13 protein-coding genes are annotated in these 16688 nt (G+C 59.8%); 4 read left to right on the forward strand and 9 right to left on the reverse strand.

Annotated features, from left to right (window positions below):
• Positions 1-135 precede the first annotated feature (135 nt).
• Positions 136-546 (forward strand): RidA family protein, encoded by a 411-nt coding sequence (locus tag AD670_RS06535; protein WP_053129482.1) that lies wholly within the window; start codon positions 136-138, stop codon positions 544-546.
• On the opposite strand, the gene AD670_RS06540 is transcribed toward AD670_RS06535, so the two are convergent.
• A complete protein-coding gene (locus tag AD670_RS06540) occupies positions 543-902 on the reverse strand; it encodes a VOC family protein (RefSeq protein ID WP_053129485.1) in 360 nt (119 codons plus the stop codon). The genes AD670_RS06535 and AD670_RS06540 overlap by 4 nt on opposite strands.
• Before the next feature lie 103 nt (positions 903-1005).
• On the opposite strand from AD670_RS06540, the gene AD670_RS06545 reads away from it, so the two are divergent.
• Positions 1006-1749: a class I SAM-dependent methyltransferase gene (locus tag AD670_RS06545; RefSeq protein WP_053129488.1), complete on the forward strand. Its 744-nt coding sequence runs from the start codon at positions 1006-1008 to the stop codon at positions 1747-1749.
• Between the two features lie 68 nt (positions 1750-1817).
• Here the strand turns inward: AD670_RS06545 and AD670_RS30625 are convergent, their stop codons facing one another.
• From AD670_RS30625 to AD670_RS06575, 7 genes are all read right to left on the reverse strand, one after another.
• Complete coding sequence (locus AD670_RS30625; RefSeq protein ID WP_262417215.1) at positions 1818-2087, reverse strand: GGDEF domain-containing protein; 270 nt, start codon at positions 2085-2087, stop codon at positions 1818-1820.
• 354 nt (positions 2088-2441) lie between these two features.
• Complete coding sequence (locus AD670_RS06550; protein WP_053129490.1) at positions 2442-4865, reverse strand: TonB-dependent siderophore receptor; 2424 nt, start codon at positions 4863-4865, stop codon at positions 2442-2444.
• A gap of 98 nt (positions 4866-4963) precedes the next feature.
• On the reverse strand, positions 4964-5926 hold the full coding sequence (locus AD670_RS06555; RefSeq protein WP_053129493.1) for a FecR domain-containing protein: 963 nt from the start codon (positions 5924-5926) through the stop codon (positions 4964-4966).
• A complete protein-coding gene (locus AD670_RS06560) occupies positions 5923-6429 on the reverse strand; it encodes a sigma-70 family RNA polymerase sigma factor (RefSeq protein ID WP_053129496.1) in 507 nt (168 codons plus the stop codon). Before AD670_RS06560 ends, AD670_RS06555 begins: the two co-directional genes overlap by 4 nt.
• Before the next feature lie 250 nt (positions 6430-6679).
• Entirely contained in the window at positions 6680-8173 is a 1494-nt protein-coding gene (locus AD670_RS32140; RefSeq protein WP_053129499.1) for a methyl-accepting chemotaxis protein, read from the reverse strand.
• 354 nt (positions 8174-8527) lie between these two features.
• Positions 8528-10690 (reverse strand): TonB-dependent siderophore receptor, encoded by a 2163-nt coding sequence (locus AD670_RS06570; protein WP_053129502.1) that lies wholly within the window; start codon positions 10688-10690, stop codon positions 8528-8530.
• Between the two features lie 141 nt (positions 10691-10831).
• On the reverse strand, positions 10832-11323 hold the full coding sequence (locus AD670_RS06575; protein WP_053129505.1) for an Lrp/AsnC family transcriptional regulator: 492 nt from the start codon (positions 11321-11323) through the stop codon (positions 10832-10834).
• Positions 11324-11444: 121 nt separating this feature from the next.
• Here AD670_RS06575 and AD670_RS06580 point away from each other — a divergent pair, with 121 nt between their 5' ends.
• Together AD670_RS06580 and AD670_RS06585 are read left to right on the forward strand one after the other, a co-directional pair.
• Positions 11445-12479 (forward strand): histone deacetylase family protein, encoded by a 1035-nt coding sequence (locus tag AD670_RS06580; protein WP_053129508.1) that lies wholly within the window; start codon positions 11445-11447, stop codon positions 12477-12479.
• A 68-nt stretch (positions 12480-12547) separates the two neighbouring features.
• A complete protein-coding gene (locus tag AD670_RS06585) occupies positions 12548-13954 on the forward strand; it encodes an amino acid permease (RefSeq protein WP_053129511.1) in 1407 nt (468 codons plus the stop codon).
• A 12-nt stretch (positions 13955-13966) separates the two neighbouring features.
• Here the strand turns inward: AD670_RS06585 and AD670_RS06590 are convergent, their stop codons facing one another.
• Positions 13967-16534 carry an autotransporter outer membrane beta-barrel domain-containing protein gene (locus tag AD670_RS06590; protein WP_053129514.1) on the reverse strand — a complete coding sequence of 856 codons (2568 nt, stop codon included), beginning with the start codon at positions 16532-16534 and terminating at the stop codon, positions 13967-13969.
• Between the last annotated feature and the right edge of the window lie 154 nt (positions 16535-16688).

Consider the following 16688-nt stretch of genomic DNA (forward strand, 5'->3'; position numbering starts at 1 on the left):
ACGGCCTCGGCGATCGATTGTTTGGGTTTCACAAACAGTGCTGGCTAAGGTTGCTGGTTTATCGTCCTGGCACAAGCCCCTAGAGTCTGCCTATCGCTAATTACGGGTCACTTCGACCCTTTGATGGAGGCATTCATGACGCAGCGTAATGTGGTTTTTCCGCCTGGACGCCAGGCGCTGTATGAGCGCAATCGCTATTCACCCGCCATTAAATCCAATGGCTTTTTATTCGTGTCGGGGCAGGTCGGCAGCCATGAAGACGGCTCGCCCGAGCCCGATCTGGAGGATCAGGTCCGTCTGGCATTCAACAACCTGAATGCGATCCTGGGCGCTGCCGGTTGCACCTTTGACGATGTGATTGATGTGACGGTATTTATCGTTGATCCCGAATCCAGGTTCGAGACGATCTGGAAGGTGGTGCCGGAGTTCTGGGGCAACGCACCACACCCTACGCTGACTGGGGTAGGGGTTACGTGGCTGTATGGGTACCAGTTTGAGATCAAGGTGATTGCCAAGCTGCCAGACCAGGGACCAACGATCACTTAAGGGGCCGACGAGGTCCACACCGCCAGTTCATAACCATCCGGATCAATGAAGTGAAACCTGCTGCCTCCGGGGAACGAAAAGGTCTCTCGGCTGATCACGGCGCCTGCGGATTTGATCCGCTGCTGCGTGCCTTCAAGATCATCCGCGTACAGGATCACCAACGGGCCACCCGGTCGAACGGGCTCTCCGGTAGTGAAGCCGCCGGTCAGTCGCCCATCGCTGAACTCGGTGTAGGTGGGGCCGTAATCGACGAATGCCCAGCCGAACACTGCGCCGTAAAAGGCTTTGCTGCGGGCGATATCACCCACGTTGAACTCGATATTGTCGATCTGCCGGTCTTGACCGCGAACGCTCATGGTTGCCTCCTTGGCGGATGGTTGAGGTGCGAGTCTAGCGGTTTACGCCCAGGACTGGGTTACCATGGCGCCGCGAAATTCCCGCCGAACCCTCTGGCCCCTTATGTCCTCCAACGCGCTGTACACCGACCTGTCCATCTACTACGACCTGATGTGCGCCGACATCGACTACCGCGCGCAGAGCCACAGCGTGCGCCGCCTGCACCAATTGTTCGGCAATAACGGGCGCCGCCACCTCGACCTCGCCTGCGGCACCGGGCCCCATGTGCGCCACTTCCTCGACTTCGGCTACCACAGCGCCGGCCTGGACATCAGTCAACCGATGCTGGATCTCGCTCAACTGCGCTGCCCCGAAGCACAGTTCAGCCGCCAGGACATGGCTGGCTTCCAGGTAGACGAACCGCAAGACCTGATCACCTGCTTCCTGTACTCGACCCATTACAACCCCGGGCTGGCCCAACTGCGCGCCTGCTTCGCCAGCGTGCACGGCGCACTCGCAGAAAACGGCGTGTTCTGTTTCAACGCGGTGGACAAGCTGCACATCGACAACCGCTTGCTGGTACGCCACAGCGTCGATTTTGAAGGCAGCCATTTCACCTTCGGCTCCGGCTGGCATTACAGCGGAGAAGGGGAGCAGCAGGCGCTGCGCCTGAGCATCGAGAAGACCACGGCGGGGGTGACTGAGACCTGGCAGGATGAGCATGCCATGGTGGCGCTGAGTTTTACTGAGTTGCAGGCACTGTTAGCGCCGTACTTTGAAGTGCAGGTGTTTGAGCATGACTATGAGCGGATCACGCCTTGGGAAGGCGTGACCGGGAATGGGTTGTTTGTGTGTGTGAGGCGTTAATAAACTGCCCGAGAGCGCTGATGCCAGGGCGCTGGATCGCAATTTGCCATGTGGGCGACGGAGTGGACTTAAGCGGCATTCATATCGGCAAGTTGGACTTGATCTCTACCATTTGATTTTGCGCTGTACATTGCGGTATCGGCACGCCGGATGAAGGCGTCAAACGATTCGGATGGAATCCACGTTGCAACGCCGAAACTACAAGTCGCCTGGCCAATATCATCGAATGGCAGGGTGCTTATTACAGCTCGAAGCTTTTCTGCCAGCAGCCTTGTATCGTTCAGTTCGCTATCCGGGCAGATCAATGCAAACTCTTCTCCACCGGTTCTGCACAGCAACGCTAACGGTGCGCTGCTCTGATCCCAAGAACAGAACCAGCACCAGGAACGTGACGGCTACCCCAGCTAGGCACACCAGACCGCAAAAGGTCACGTCTGATGCTTTGAGTGGGTTCTGACGAGTAGAGATCATATTGTGTGCCTTGCTCATCGCCAAAAAAGTGTGCAGTGACCTGGAGTCCTTTGGCAGTATCGGCACGCTTTTCGTTATCTTTATAAATCAGGCGTTAGAGCAAGGATTACTGCCGGTTAACGGTTCAAGTTTCGAGCTTTCTGGCAATGGCGCTTACTTGCCGATCCGGTCGCCAAGGTGGCGCTGACCGATCGATACTTTTCGCAAGTAAGCGCAACGCCTTACCAGTTGTAACTCACCGACCCGGTCACATTTCGACGATACCCGTATTTGCAGCTGTCGCCCGTGTACCCGCATTGAGAGACATAGGTTTCGTCGGTCAGGTTGGACGCATTGAGCGCCAGCTTCGCCCCTGCATAGGATGAAGACAGCTTGCCCAGGTCGTAGCTCAGGCTGGCGTCAAACAGCGTGTAGTGGGGAATGCCCTCGCTATTTTGCGAGTCGATATAGCTCCTGCCGACATAGCGTACTCCTCCCCCTATTGCCAAGCCCGATAGCGCACCGCCCTGAACGGTGTATTGCGACCACAGCGAGGCCAGTTGTTCAGGGGTATTGCCAGGCTGATTGCCTTTTTCATCGGCCGTATTGCTGCGGGTAATTTCAAGGTGTGAATAGCTGTAGTTGGCCATCAACTCCAGAGCGTCGGACAACTGCGCCTTGCTTTCCAGTTCGATACCGCGCGACTGGATTTCTCCGGTCGCCACTGAGAAACGATTGTTGGCAGGATCGGCAGTCAGTACGTTTTGCCGCGTCAGGTCGAATAGGGAGACAGTCACGTAGCTGTCACTTCCCTTGGGCTGGAATTTGATCCCGACTTCGTACTGGCGGCCAGTTTCGGGTTCGAAGGCACTGCCGTCACGCGCCACCGCCGTTATATTTGGGAAAAACGACTCGGAATAGCTCGCGTAGGGTGCCACGCCGTTGTCTGCCAGGTACATCACACCGGTTCGCCAGGTGAAGGCGTGATCGCGCTGCTTGAGGTCTGCCGCAGTATCGGTGGCGTAATGGATCGTTTTCGATCGTGCCCAGTCTTGGCGACCGCCCAGGTTGAAGACCCAATGTTCGTCGAATTTGAGCTGTTCCGAGAGATACACACCCGCCTGGTCAAGCTGACGACGCTGGTTGATGTCGTAAAAGGCGTTCAGGTCGCTGTAATCCTGGTGATAGACCGGCGCATAGATATCCAGTGGATCAACCACGTTGCCACCCCCCAACTGGTTGGTACTGGCATGTTGCAGATCGATACCGACCAACGTTGTATGTTCGAAACGGCCGGCGCTCCACTGGGCTTGGAAGTGGTTATCGAGCAGCGCATTCTTCACTTTTTCGTGGCCCAGATATCCGAAGCGGCCCACGGTGCGCTGGTCGTCATCCAGGCCGTACTGGTAAATCGTGCGCTGTTCCTGATAGGAGCGGCTGTAACGGGCGTTCTGGCGGAATGTCCAGATATCATTGAGGTGATGCTCAAACTGATAACCCAGTGACCACTGTTCTACATCGTACTTGTCGAAGTCAGGGTCGCCGACAAAACGATCCGTAGCGATCCGTCCGTAACGCGAGCTGTCGAGGGTGCCGACCCGTGGCAAGGCGTAGTAGCCCAGCACATTGCGGTCTTTTTGAAAGGATGCCAGCACCGTCAACGAGGTGTCTTCCGAGGGGCGCCAACTGATTGCCGGGGCGATGAACTGACGGTCATCACGGGCGTAGTCGATTTGTGTACCGCTGTCTCGCCACAGCCCGGTGAGGCGATAAGTCAAGACGCCGTCATCGCTAAGCGGCCCGCCGAAGTCCGCAGCCAATTGCTTGCGATCAAAACTGCCTGCCTGCGCCACCAGTTCATGCAGCGGCTCATCGGTGGGACGCTTGCTGATCACGTTGACCATGCCACCCGGCGAGCTTTGACCATAGAGCACCGACGATGGTCCGCGCAGTACCTCCACGCGCTCCAGTCCATAGACTTCACCCACGGCACGGCTCTGGTTGGCAAAGCTGTACTGGCGCAGGCCATCGCGATAGATACCACCGCCAGTCGTCGCGTCAAAGCCACGAATACTAATCGTGTCGCGCCGGGTATCGACACCGTTGGCTTCACCATTGACCCCGGCGGTGTAGCGCAGCACCTGCCCGATGCTTTGTGGCTGCTGGGCATCCATCTGCTTACGGGTGACCACGCTGATCGATTGAGGCGTTTCCATGATCGACGTATCGGTCTTGTTGGCACTCATGGTTCGGCTGGCGACCAGGCCATCGTTGCGGCCCAACGAGGTGTCGTACGCCGTGCCACTGATGGCGGTCGGCGCTAACTCCAGCATGTCGCTGTTGCCCGGTACCAGCAGCAGGCTACCGTCGTCCTGGCGCTCATAGGTCAGCCCCGAGCCGAGCAAGAGCTGCGTCAGGCCGGCCTCAGTACTGAAGTCGCCTTGCAGCCCCTGGGTATTCTTGCCAGCTGTCAGCGTTGAGCTGCCCGCCATGGTAATCCCCGCCTGTGCGCCAAAACGTGACAGCGCAGCGTCCAGGGGGCCTGCGTCGATGCTGTAATGCTGCGAACTACCCGCGGCAAAGACTGGAAGGCTGCAAAGCGGTTGCACGCTGAGCAATAACAGCCCAAGCGTGCGGGCACGCAGGGCGCGGGAAGGTGAAGTCATACGGGGCTCCTAAGGGGTTAAGACCCACCTCTGGCGGGTGGGTGATCCCTATAGGCCAAGCGAGTTTTAAAAAACTATCGCGCAGCGAAAAAATAATTTCAGACGGGTACGATCGAGACCCAATAGCGGGTCATGCGCTCGATACGCACCGGCAGCGTGCGCGCTACCAGCGTCAAGGCTGCATCGGTGTCATCCAGCGAAAAACTGCCCGTGAGGCGTAACCCGGACACCTGCTCATGACAACGCAAAACACCGGGACGGTAACGCGAGAGTTCCGCCACCAGGGCATCCAGGCGCAGGCGATCCGCCGGCAGAACTCCGCGCAGCCAAGCCTGGGTGAGCATGAGGTCGGCACGGTTTGGCATGCCGATCCCGAAGCGGTCCACGCGTGCCTGCCATCCTGCCTCAAGCAAGGATGGCGCTTGTTGGCCTCGTGAGTGCACCTGCACCTGGCCTTCCAGCACGGTTACCTGCGTGCCTTGCCGATCATGGCGCACCTGCAAATGCGCTTCGCTACTCTGCAGGATCGCGTCCGGTGTGATCAGTTGCAGCGATCGCGACTCTGCCCGCACGCGCAAGGCCAACTCGCCCTCGATCATTTGGATGCGCCGCACCTGATCAGTGAAATCCAGGTTCACGGCACTGGCCGTGTTCAGCCACAGCGAGCTGCCATCAACCAGTGTCCACTGGTGACGCTCGCCCGTTCCTGTTCGGTGGTTCGCCAGTGCGGCGCGCACCGGCGTGGAGCCCGCGCCTTGCCAGGCAACCCCGCCAACCGCACCAAGGACCAGCAGGCGCTTGAGTACCTGCCGACGTTTCTGCATGTCCGGTCCGGCCGACTCCAGCGCCTTGCGCGCGGTGGTATCGCGCAAAAGATTCGCTCCGGGCTGTTGCAACAGCAGCAAGCTGGCGACACGTTGCCAAGCCTGTTCATGCTCATTGCTCGCCTCGCGCCAACGCTGCAATGCGTCCAGATCAGGCGCACTCATAAGCCCGGACTGCATCCTCACAAGCCAATCAATGGCGATATCACGCACCTGCGGACTAATCTCGGCCCTCATTCGAAACGGCTCGCATAGCAAACACTGAATGCCTTGCCCATGGCCCGTTGCACTTGAGCCACGGTCAGCCCCAACTGCGCAGCGATCTGCGGATACGTGAGGCCGTCGAGCTGAGACATGAAGAAAATCTGCCGTATGCGCTCGGAGAGGCCAATCAGCAGCGAGTCAAGTTGCAACAAGGTTTCTATCACCAGATACCGGTCCTCGGGTGACGATTGCACCCCCTCGGGCCGAGCAGCCAACGCTGCAAGATAAGCCCGCTCAATCTCCTGGCGGCGCCAGCGATTAACCAGCAGTCCATTGGCAATCGCCGCGAGAAACGCCATGGGCTGACGCAGCTCGCGCACCTGCTGAGGGGCGCGCAGCACGCGGATGAACGTGTCGTGGGCCAGATCCTCGGCATCGGCACGGTGTCCCAACCGCCGGTTCAGCCAGCCCTGTAGCCAGCCGTGATGATTCTCGTACAACTGTTCGACGGACGATGTTGGGCTGGCATCCTGCATGTGAGGCTCGCACTACGTGAATGATAACGCTTCTCATCTTATTGGTCGGGCGGATGGTTGTACAGTGTTTACACATGTTTGATGCGGTGGAATTCTCGGCCAATATTCCTGAAGGCCCTTGAATTACCCTGACCGGGTTTATTCGCACCCGAGAATGTTTGCCTCCCGCTCTATCGGTCGCTGAAAAATGTTCGCTCCTGGCCGATGGCGGCCTTCAAAAATAATGCACTTGCGCCGAAAACAGCCCCCATCATTGATGAAACCGCTGCCCCAATGCATCCAACCGCACCGCAATCGGCGGCAGTTGCTCGCTGCTCCTGGCCAACATCTCCACATCCTGCGCCGTGCTCTGCGCAATGCTCTGTACCGACTGCAAGCGCCCGACAATCTCCAGATTCGCTGAGGTCTGTTCCCGTGTGGTGGTGACAATCCGCCCATTCAGCGCATCGATCTGGGTAATGTCATTGCCCACTGCCCGCAGCATTTCCACCGCGAGTTGGCTGTCCTCCACACACCGTTCCACGCCCTGGCGGCTGTCGTGCATGGCTTCTACGGCCTGGCGGCTGCCTTGTTGCAGGCCTTCGATGATGGTTTTGATTTCTTGGGTAGAGACGGCGGTGCGTTGCGCCAGGTTGCGTACTTCATCGGCGACGACGGCGAAGCCGCGGCCTTGTTCGCCGGCGCGGGCGGCTTCGATGGCGGCGTTGAGGGCGAGGAGGTTGGTCTGGTTGGCGATGCTGCTGATGACTTCGAGTACCGAGCCGATTTGTTCAGCCTGCACGGCCAGGCCTTGGACGGTCTGGTTGGTGCCTTCCAGGCGCGTGGCCAGTTGGGTGATTTCATGTTGGGCGCGGCCAACGCTTTCCTGGCCGCGCAGGATTTGCTGGCTGGCGACGCCGGCGTGTTCAACCGCTTCTTCGACGTGCACCGTAATGTGGCCCATGGCGTCTTCCATGCGCTGCATGGAGTCGGTCATTTGCGCGATTTCGGCCAGTTGGTGGCGAGCACCTTTTTCCAGGGTGCCGCTGGCGTGGGCCAGTTCCTGGCCGAGTTGGCCGAGGCCATGGGAGTCGCGGGCGACGCCGTCGATAAGGTGGGTAATTTGTTGCAGGAAGTGGTCGAAGCGCTTGCTGAGGGAGACGTGCACCTTGCCTTCACCTTTGGCGCTTTCCACGGTGAATTGGGTGGTGACAGCGAGCATTTTTTCCAGCATTTCCTGGCTCTCCACCGCTTCTGCCTGGCTGTGCACGGCGAGGTAGAGCAGGGCGACGGTTTCCATCACCACGTAGAAGGCATGCACAAACACCATGGTCCAGCCGCCGTGGTGTTCCATCACGAACACCGGGAAGCCTTGATGTTGCAAGGCGTGAAACACCACATGGTGTACGGCAATCGTCAGTGCGGCCACCAGGATCGGCAACCAGTCTCGGTAGAACGTCAGCACCGCCAGCAGCGCGAAAATCCCGAAGTGCGCTTCGATTACGCCCTGGGCCTGGTTGATGTGCAGCGCCGCCATGACCATCAAGCCCGCGCCCAGTGCGCAACGCATCACCCGAGTGCCGCCGATGACGCGATAGAGCGCGGTGAGCACCACGCTGGTGCCGCCACCGACGACAATCGCCTGGATCAAGGTGTCGTGCCAGAAGGCCAGGCCCATGGAGAACAGCGTCATCAGCCAGATCAATGCCAGCATGATGCGGTCGGCTTTACGGTAATGCTCCAAAAAACGGGCGCTTGCGGGCATTCACTCTTACTCCATGTGGTCTGGCCAGGATCAAAGCATGCGGCGTGCCACTATGGCCCGCGGGTACAGCGCAAAGCAGGTATCAGGCACTTTGCAGGTTTAGGGAAACCAACAAGCTTATCGGCATGGGGGGAGGGGACTTTAAGTGCGAACGCGATCAGAGGGGGCAGACGACATTCCTGGTGGCAAGCGGGGGGCAATGTGGGGCTTGCTCCCGATAGCGGTAGCACAGTCACAGCATCATTGACTGACCCACCGCTATCGGGAGCAAGCCCCCTCCCACATTAGGACCCTCGTTCGCCACGGGGAAAGAGTTCGCTGAGCGACTGCCCGAGCGGGCTGCCGCCAGGTGGATCAGAAGCTGTACTTGGCCGTCAGCATCATGTTGCGTGGAGTGCCGTAGGTATCACCGCCGTAGCTCACGGAGTTGGCGATGGCTGAGTAATAGCGGCGGTCGAAGATGTTGTTGGCGTTGAGCTGCAGGTCGACGTGGTCGTTGACCTTGTAGCCGGCCATCAGGTCGGTGACGGCGTAGGCGCCTTGCTGGAGGCGGTAGGTGCTGCCATCCGCCAGTTTGACGTCGTTGTACATGCGGCTCTGCCAGGAGATGTTGCCGCCCACGCGCAGTTTCTCCAGCGGGCCCTGGAAGTTGTAGCGGGTGGTCAGCTTGAACAGGTGCTCCGGGGTGTCGGTGTCGTACTGCTTGTTGACCTTCTGTGGGTTGGCGTCGTCCTTGATGGTGTGGGTGCGGGCGTAGGTGTAGCCACCGCCGACCTGCCAGTTCTCGGTCAGCGCGCCTTGCAGTTCGAAGTCGATACCTTGGCTGCGAATTTCGCCGGAGGCGTCATAGCAGGCCGACTGTGGGCAGTTTTGCACGTACACCTGCGTGGCGCGGTTTTCCTGGTCGACACGGAACAACGCCACGCTCGCATTCAGCGCGCCGTCCAGGTATTCACCCTTGATGCCCACCTCGTAGTTTTTGCCGACAATCGGCTTGACCGGGGTCCCGGATGTGTCTTTGGAGCTCTGCGGCGTGAAGATGTCGCTGTAGCTGACGTAGACCGAGTGATGGTCGTCCAGCTCGTAGATCAGCCCCGCATAGCGCGTGAGGTTGCGGGTGACCTTATAGTCGCCGTCGTTGCTGCCATGGGCGTCGTAGTCATACCAGTCCAGGCGCGCGCCGAGGATCAGCTTCAATGGGTCGGCCAGGCTCAGGCGCGAGGTCAGGTAGAAGCCATCCTGGGTGGTGACTTCGCGGGTATCGGAGGTATGCACGAAGTCCGGTTTGCCCGCCGTCAACGGCCAGTTGGTGTTGTAGGGGCTGTAGTCGTGGCTGGTCATGTCGTAGATCCGCCGGCTGGCACCCACCACCAGTTCATGGGTACGTCCAAACGCCTGGAACGGGCCGCTGGCAAAGGCATCCACGCCGGCCTGGTTTTCGTCGTAGGCGGCCTGGTAGACCGTACGCGCCAGGGTGTTATTGACCCAGCGCGACTGGTAGGAGCCGGAGAACAACGCGTTCTGTTCGGCGTAGTTGGCGTTGACCTGGAGTTTCCAGTCGTTGGCCAGGCGCTGGCGCAGTTCGGCGAAGACGGTGTTGACTTCCTGGTCCTTGTTCTCCCAGTCGGTGCCGGGGTTGTAGGAGCGCGGCAGGTCGAGGTGATGGCCGTCCTGGCCGATCATCGACGAGCCCCAGAAGTAGTTGGTCTTGTCCTTCTGGTTCGAGTAGCCGAGGGTCAGGCTGGTGTCTTCACTCAGGTCGGCTTCGGTGACGGCGTAGAACAGGCCGTGATACTCCTCGGCATGGTCGATGAAGCTGTTGGCGTCGCGGTAAGAGGTGACCACCCGGCCGCGCCAGGTGCCGCTGTCATTGAGCGGGCTGGAGGCGTCGAGCTCGCCACGGTAGTCATCCCAGCTGCCGGCGGCGCCGGTGAGGGTGACTTTCTGCTCGTCTAGCGGCCGTTTGCGGATCATGTTGATGGCCGCCGAAGGGTTACCCGCGCCGGTCACCAGGCCGGTAGCGCCGCGCACAACCTCGACACGATCGAACATCGCCAGGTTTGGCTGGGCGCCTACCGAAACCCCGTTATAGCCGCTGGGGATGCCGTCATACATCAGGTTGTCGATGTCGAAACCGCGTGCGGTATAGGACTGCCGGCCAGGTCCGTTGGAGTAATTGAGGAACAACCCCGGCGTGGCGTTGACCACATCATTGATGCTGGTCATCGCCTGGTCATCCATACGCTGACGGGTGATGACGGTGACGGCCTGCGGGGTTTCACGCAGGGTGAGGGGCAGTTTGGTCGCGGTTTTCATCGCACCGGTGGTGTAGGACTGTGTGCCCTCGGTGGTTTCACCCAACTGCTGCTCGCCGGAGACCTGGGTAGCGCCCAGTTCCAGAGTGGCTGCCGGCGTTTCAGTGTCGGCAGCAAAGGCCGCGTGCGAGGTGGCAAGACACACCGCCAAAGCGATCAGACTGGGTGTAAAACCTTTACCGCCGTGTTGTTGCACTGACATGGAACGGACTCTCCCCTAAGTGCCGTCCTTGGCGAATAATAAATCTGTTGATAATTATTCGCATTAGTGTGGCAGATTAAGCCCGTAGGAAAAAGCCTTTGGGGAGAATTAGTTAACGAATTTTTCACATTTCACGCGCGCTCAATCGCGTGTTGGAATCGCCACGCGGCTCGTCGCCTTTACCTCCCGCAACGCCAGGCTCGACTGGATCGACGCAATCCCCAACTGCCGCCGCAGCACGCTCTCCACAAACTCGCTGTAGCTGTCCAGATCCTCCGCCAACACCTGCAACAGGTAATCCGCATCGCCGGTGATCTTGTGGCACGACAGCACCTGAGGCAGCTCTTTGACCACCGCTTCAAACGCATCCGGCGCATGGTCGGTGTGGATCGCAAAACGCACATGCACAAACGCCATGATGTCCAGGCCGAGCAGCTTGCGATCGAGGTTGGCCTGGTAGTCCTTGATCACGCCTTCTTCTTCCAGGCGTTTGCGCCGCCGCCAGCAGGGCGTGAGGCTCAGGGACAGACGCTCGCTCAGTTGCGCGTTGGAAATACTCGCGTCTTCCTGCAGCAGGGCGAGGATGGCGAGATCGGTGTCGTCAAGAACGACCTGTTTGGTTTTATTTTTCATATTTGGCTGTCACTGGGGTAAAAACACCCGATAAAGCTACCAGCACCAGAAGTAAAAGCAAAGAAAGCCCGGCGCTGCCAGAACAAAATAGACCCTGTCTTTTACTGGCGGATGTATCCAAATGCTGACTGTTTTTAGTGATGACCACCGTTTGCACCACGGCACCGAACTCAAGGACGGTGTGCTCAAGCCCTCATTCGAACAACCCAGCCGCGCCGACACCGTGCGTGACCGCGTCCGTCACGTTGGGCTGGGCGATATCATCGTACCGCGCAGTTTTGAGCGTGCCTGTTACGTCAACGCCCACAGCGAACGCTACGTCAGCTTCCTCGAAACCGCCTGGGCCGAATGGACCGCCATCGGCCGCAGCCATGACGCGCTGCCGCTGGTATGGCCGGTGCGCGACCTGGCCAATCAACAGGTACCGGACTTCATCGACGGCAAGCTGGGCTTCTTCGCCATGGACGCCGGCTCGCCCATCACGGCCACCACCTGGCACGCCGTCAAGACCAGCGCCGATATTGCGCTCACCGGCCTGGCGCTGATCGACGAAGGCCATAACAGCGCCTTCGCCCTGTGCCGCCCACCGGGGCACCATGCGGCCCGCGAATACATGGGCGGTTATTGCTACCTCAACAATGCCGCGATTGCCGCCCAACAGGCGATCACCCAAGGCGCCAAGCGCGTCGCGGTACTGGATGTGGATTTCCACCACGGTAACGGTACGCAGAATATTTTCTACGACCGCCCGGATGTGCTGTTCATCTCCCTGCACGGTGAGCCTGCGGTGTCCTATCCGTATTTCTCCGGTGCCAGCAGCGAGCGCGGTGCAGGTGCGGGGGAGGGCTTCAACCTGAATTACCCGCTGCCGAAGAACACCACCTGGGATCAGTACACCACTGCGCTGACCCACGCCTGCCAGCAACTCAAACACTTCGCCCCCGACGTGCTGGTGATCTCCCTCGGCGTCGACACCTTCAAGGACGACCCCATCAGCCACTTCCTGCTCGACAGCCAGGACTTCCTCAGCATGGGCGAACTCATCGCCAGCGTGGGCGTACCGACGCTGTTCGTGATGGAAGGCGGCTACATGGTCGATGAGATCGGCATCAACGCCGTCAACGTGCTGCACGGCTTCGAAAGCAAGACTGCCTGACCCAATAACAACACACGCTCGATTCTTTTTTTCTGCCAAAACTCAAAAACATAACAAGAGGTTTTGTGATGAAAACAACCACGTCCGGGCTTTGTGAAAAGCCTGCATTGCAACGCACCCTGAGCAACCGCCACATCCAGCTGATGGCCATGGGCGGTGCGATCGGCACCGGCCTGTTCATGGGCTCCGGCAAGATCATCGCGTTGTCTGGCACCTCGATCATCCTGATCTACATGATCATCGGGCTGTTCGTGTACTTCGTGATGCGCGCCATGGGTGAGCTGCTGCTGTCCAACCTCAACTTCAAGAGCTTCGCCGACTTTGCCGGCGCCTACCTGGGCCCGCGTGCGGCGTTCTTTCTCGGCTGGTCGTACTGGCTGAGCTGGAGCGTGGCGGTGGTGGGGGATGCGGTGGTGGTCGGCGGGTTTTTCCAGTACTGGTTCCCGCATGTGCCGGCATGGATGCCAGCGGTGGGCATGCTGCTGACGCTGTTCGCGTTGAACGTGCTGACGGTGAAGCTGTTCGGCGAAGTGGAGTTCTGGTTCGCGATCATCAAGATCATCGCGGTGGTGACCCTGATCGGTGTGAGTGTGGTGCTGATTGCCAGCTCGTTTGTCTCGCCCACCGGGGTCACGGCGTCCTTGAGCCACTTGCTGGATAAACAGGCGGCGTTTCCCAATGGCCTGTTCGGGTTTTTCGCCGGCTTCCAGATGGCGATCTTTTCCTTTGCCGGCACCGAACTGATCGGCACCGCAGCGGCTGAAACCCGTGCGCCAGAGAAGACCTTGCCCAAGGCGATCAACTCGATTCCGCTGCGGATCATCCTGTTTTACGTGCTGGCCCTGGCGTGCATCATCGCGGTGACGTCGTGGCAACAGGTGTCGCCGAGCAAAAGTCCGTTCGTTGAGTTGTTCCTGGTCGCAGGCTTTCCGGCCGCGGCGGGGATCGTCAATTTCGTGGTGCTGACCTCGGCGGCATCGTCGGCCAACAGTGGGGTGTTTTCCGCCAGCCGCATGTTGTTCGGCCTGGCTGACCTGGGGGACGCGCCGGGTATCTTTGGGCGATTGTCGAAAAGCAGCGTGCCGTTTATAAGCCTGGCGTTTACCACCCTGTTGATGCTGCTGGGCCTGGTGTTGCTGTTTGTGGTGCCGGAGGTGATGACCGCCTTCACGATTGTGTCGACGGTGTCGGCGATCCTGGTGATTTTCACCTGGTCGACCATCCTCGCGTCCTACATCGCCTACCGTAAAAAGCGCCCGGACCTGCACGCCAAGTCCCTCTACAAGATGCCCGGCGGTGTGCCGATGGCGTGGTTTTCCCTGGCGTTCCTGCTCTTCGTGTTGGGTCTGCTGGCGTTGCGGCCGGATACACGCCTGGCGCTGTGCGTGATGCCGGCCTGGTTTATCTGGCTGGGCATTGCCTTTCAGTTTTCACGCTTCAAGGCGGCCAGCGTGGTCAATGCCAGTCATAGGTGATTCACGGGTCCCTTAGAACTCCATTCTCAAACCGAGCGTGCCCTGGCGGCCGTTGAAGGTGTTGCTGTCGAGGTTGCGGTTGTAGCCCACCTCGCCGTACAGGCTGATGTCCTTGGCCACCTTCAACGTGGCGCCGATATTCAGGTCCAGGGTGGTGGACTTCTGCTCGGTGTCGATCGCTGTCACCTCGTTGAAGGTGACGGTGTTCTGCCCGGCGCTGGTGTGCCAGGCATTCGCCCGTACGTAGGGTTGCAGCGGCATGCTGCGGACCTGGTAGTCGCCGCGCAGGCGCACGCCCAGGCGACTGGTGACCTGGGTGTCGGCGTCATAGGAAACGTCGGAGATCCCGTCGTTTTGCTTATCCAGCTTGGTCTTGCCGACGATCAGTTGCGCCTGGGGTTCAACCACCCAGTTACCCACCCACGCAAACGGCCAGCCGACCTCGGCAGATGCTGTGACGTTGTGCCCGTGGGTGTTCATCTTCACGCCGCGATCGGACTCATTGTTGCCGTCGAAGCGGGTGCCCATCAGCACCAGGTCGAGGTAGGCCTGGTTGGCGCCGATCAGCGTCCAGTAAACCCCCACGCTGTCCCCGCGCAGGGTGGTCTTGCCGGCGTCCTTGTCCTGCCAGCCACCGTTGAAGCCTTTGATGCTGCCTTTGAGGGTGCTGTGGCCGACAAAGAACCCGCTGCGTTGGGTCAGGCCATTGTCGTGGGTGCTGGCGTACACGTCGCTGCCCACCTGGAAGCCGGTCACCGAGCTATTGATCGATGGGCTGACGGTCCCCGCGAAGCCCTGGCGAGTGCTGTTGCCATAGAGCCGCCCCCAACCGGACGTGAATGCACCGCTGTGCAGTTGTTGGCTCTGGTCGCCCATGCGTTGGTGAAAGGTGCCGAGCATGCCTTGTACCAATTGCTGGGCGGCGGGAAACAGCGCGGCGTAGATCGGCACCTCCGGACGGTAAATGGGAATCGGCTTAAGCCCGGGGTTGGTCGGCAGCGGCGGGTCACCCGGAACGGGGGTGGGTAACGGCACGATGATCACCGGGTCCGGTGGCACCACCGGGACTGTCGAGCGCAGGTAGTAGTTTTCTGCGGTACCGGCCGTCACGCCGCCCTTGAACAGGTAGTAGTCGAACGCGCCGGCAGACACCGGACGACCGAGCGTAAAGGCGCTGCCGCTGCTGGTGGCACCGTTGAGGGCCTGTACCACCTGGATCCCGTCTTGCAGGGTCGCCGCGCCGGCACCGCCCAGGTTGGTGACGTTGATTGCCGTGGTACCGCTGAGGGTGCCTTGATTGATCACCAGTTTGTCACTGGGCGAGCCGTCGGCGCCGAGGACACTTTGCAGCGCGAGCTGGCCGCCGGTGCCGCTGTAGTTGCCATTGACCGTCAGGGTGTCGGTGGCGCTGGAACTGCCGGTGGTCATGTCGATCAGGCCGAAGTTGTTCAACGTCGTCAGTTGGCCGGCGGTAAAGGGGTTGATCACGCCCGTGCTGACCAGCAACGCACTGCTGCCATGGATGTTCAACGTGCCGGTACCGGTGCCGGTGTCACCCAGGGTCAATGTGCCGCCAAGGGTCAATTGCGAGCCGTTATCCAGGTTCACGGTTTCCCAGTTCTGATACCGCGTCGGCGTGCTGACCTGTGAGTTATCGAACGTCAAGGTATCGACCCCCAGGCCACCGTCTACCACCGGGGTGGGTGCCACAATAGCTTCCGTCAGGTTCTGCAGCAGGCCGGTATCGTTATCGCCGCCCAGCAACACCGCCGAGTTGATCCGACCCGCACCGATCCAACTGAAGGCGTCGTTGCCGAAGCTGGCAAGAATTTGCCCATTCACCGTACCGCCGGTGATGGTAATGATGTCTACGCCACCACTGGTACTGATATTGCCACCTATGTAGCTGGTGCCCGAGACCAGGATGGTGTCGTTGCCAAAGCCAGTCACCAGGTTGCCGACGATGGTTCCCCCGCGCATATCAAATACGTTGTCGTCGAGTTTCATGTCGACACGACCGATGCTGCCGCCGGTCATCAGCGCCACATCGCCATCCTCAAAGGCCCCCGTGATGATGCCGGCGCTCATGGTGAAGTGATCAATGCCATCGCCCTGGAACAATGCAGTGGTCATGCCGCCGCTCATGGAAAACGTGTCGGCACCGTTGCCCTGACTGATGCTACCGACTTGTCCTCCGCTGATTTGCACAATGTCGTTACCCGCGCCTTGCAAAACCGAGCTGTTGACGCGCCCTTGGAACAGCCGAAAGATATTCGCCCCATCCCCCATGCTGACACCGCTGGGGCCGATCTCTGCATCAGGTGCATTGAGCTCGATCAAGTCATTGCCAGCGCCGTAGGCCACACCCATCACGCTGCCGTTGCCTGACGGAAAAATCAGGCTGTTGTTTCCTTGCATGTCAACGAGATTGCCGCCCGCGCCACTGGTGCAGTTGATCACGTCATCGCCCGCCGTGATCGTAAAGGCGCAGGCCTGTGCACGGTCAGGAGCGATTGCCAGCCATGAGAGCGTGGCAATCGCTACGCTCAGGCACGCTAAGGGGGAAAGGGGTTTGCTCATGATCCATCCTCGCTCAAGGCGGCCTATCTCCACGGTGCCTGGTGACAGGCACGGTTAAAGACCATGACAACGAAGAACGCGATACGGATCAGGGACGACGGGTTACCTGAATCTGAAAACACCGGCCAATGCAAAGGGTTGGCATGGCTTTCTC

Source organism: Pseudomonas sp. MIACH, from assembly GCF_001269925.1.
Taxonomy (GTDB): Bacteria; Pseudomonadota; Gammaproteobacteria; order Pseudomonadales; family Pseudomonadaceae; genus Aquipseudomonas.

Coding starts and splice junctions, on each gene's coding strand:
- AD670_RS06535 (WP_053129482.1), top strand. CDS start 136: ATGACGCAGCGTAATGTGGTTTTTCCGCCTGGACGCCAGGCGCTGTAT.
- AD670_RS06540 (WP_053129485.1), bottom strand. CDS start 902: ATGAGCGTTCGCGGTCAAGACCGGCAGATCGACAATATCGAGTTCAAC.
- AD670_RS06545 (WP_053129488.1), top strand. CDS start 1,006: ATGTCCTCCAACGCGCTGTACACCGACCTGTCCATCTACTACGACCTG.
- AD670_RS06550 (WP_053129490.1), bottom strand. CDS start 4,865: ATGACTTCACCTTCCCGCGCCCTGCGTGCCCGCACGCTTGGGCTGTTA.
- AD670_RS06555 (WP_053129493.1), bottom strand. CDS start 5,926: ATGAGGGCCGAGATTAGTCCGCAGGTGCGTGATATCGCCATTGATTGG.
- AD670_RS06560 (WP_053129496.1), bottom strand. CDS start 6,429: ATGCAGGATGCCAGCCCAACATCGTCCGTCGAACAGTTGTACGAGAAT.
- AD670_RS32140 (WP_053129499.1), bottom strand. CDS start 8,173: ATGCCCGCAAGCGCCCGTTTTTTGGAGCATTACCGTAAAGCCGACCGC.
- AD670_RS06570 (WP_053129502.1), bottom strand. CDS start 10,690: ATGTCAGTGCAACAACACGGCGGTAAAGGTTTTACACCCAGTCTGATC.
- AD670_RS06575 (WP_053129505.1), bottom strand. CDS start 11,323: ATGAAAAATAAAACCAAACAGGTCGTTCTTGACGACACCGATCTCGCC.
- AD670_RS06580 (WP_053129508.1), top strand. CDS start 11,445: ATGCTGACTGTTTTTAGTGATGACCACCGTTTGCACCACGGCACCGAA.
- AD670_RS06585 (WP_053129511.1), top strand. CDS start 12,548: ATGAAAACAACCACGTCCGGGCTTTGTGAAAAGCCTGCATTGCAACGC.
- AD670_RS06590 (WP_053129514.1), bottom strand. CDS start 16,534: ATGAGCAAACCCCTTTCCCCCTTAGCGTGCCTGAGCGTAGCGATTGCC.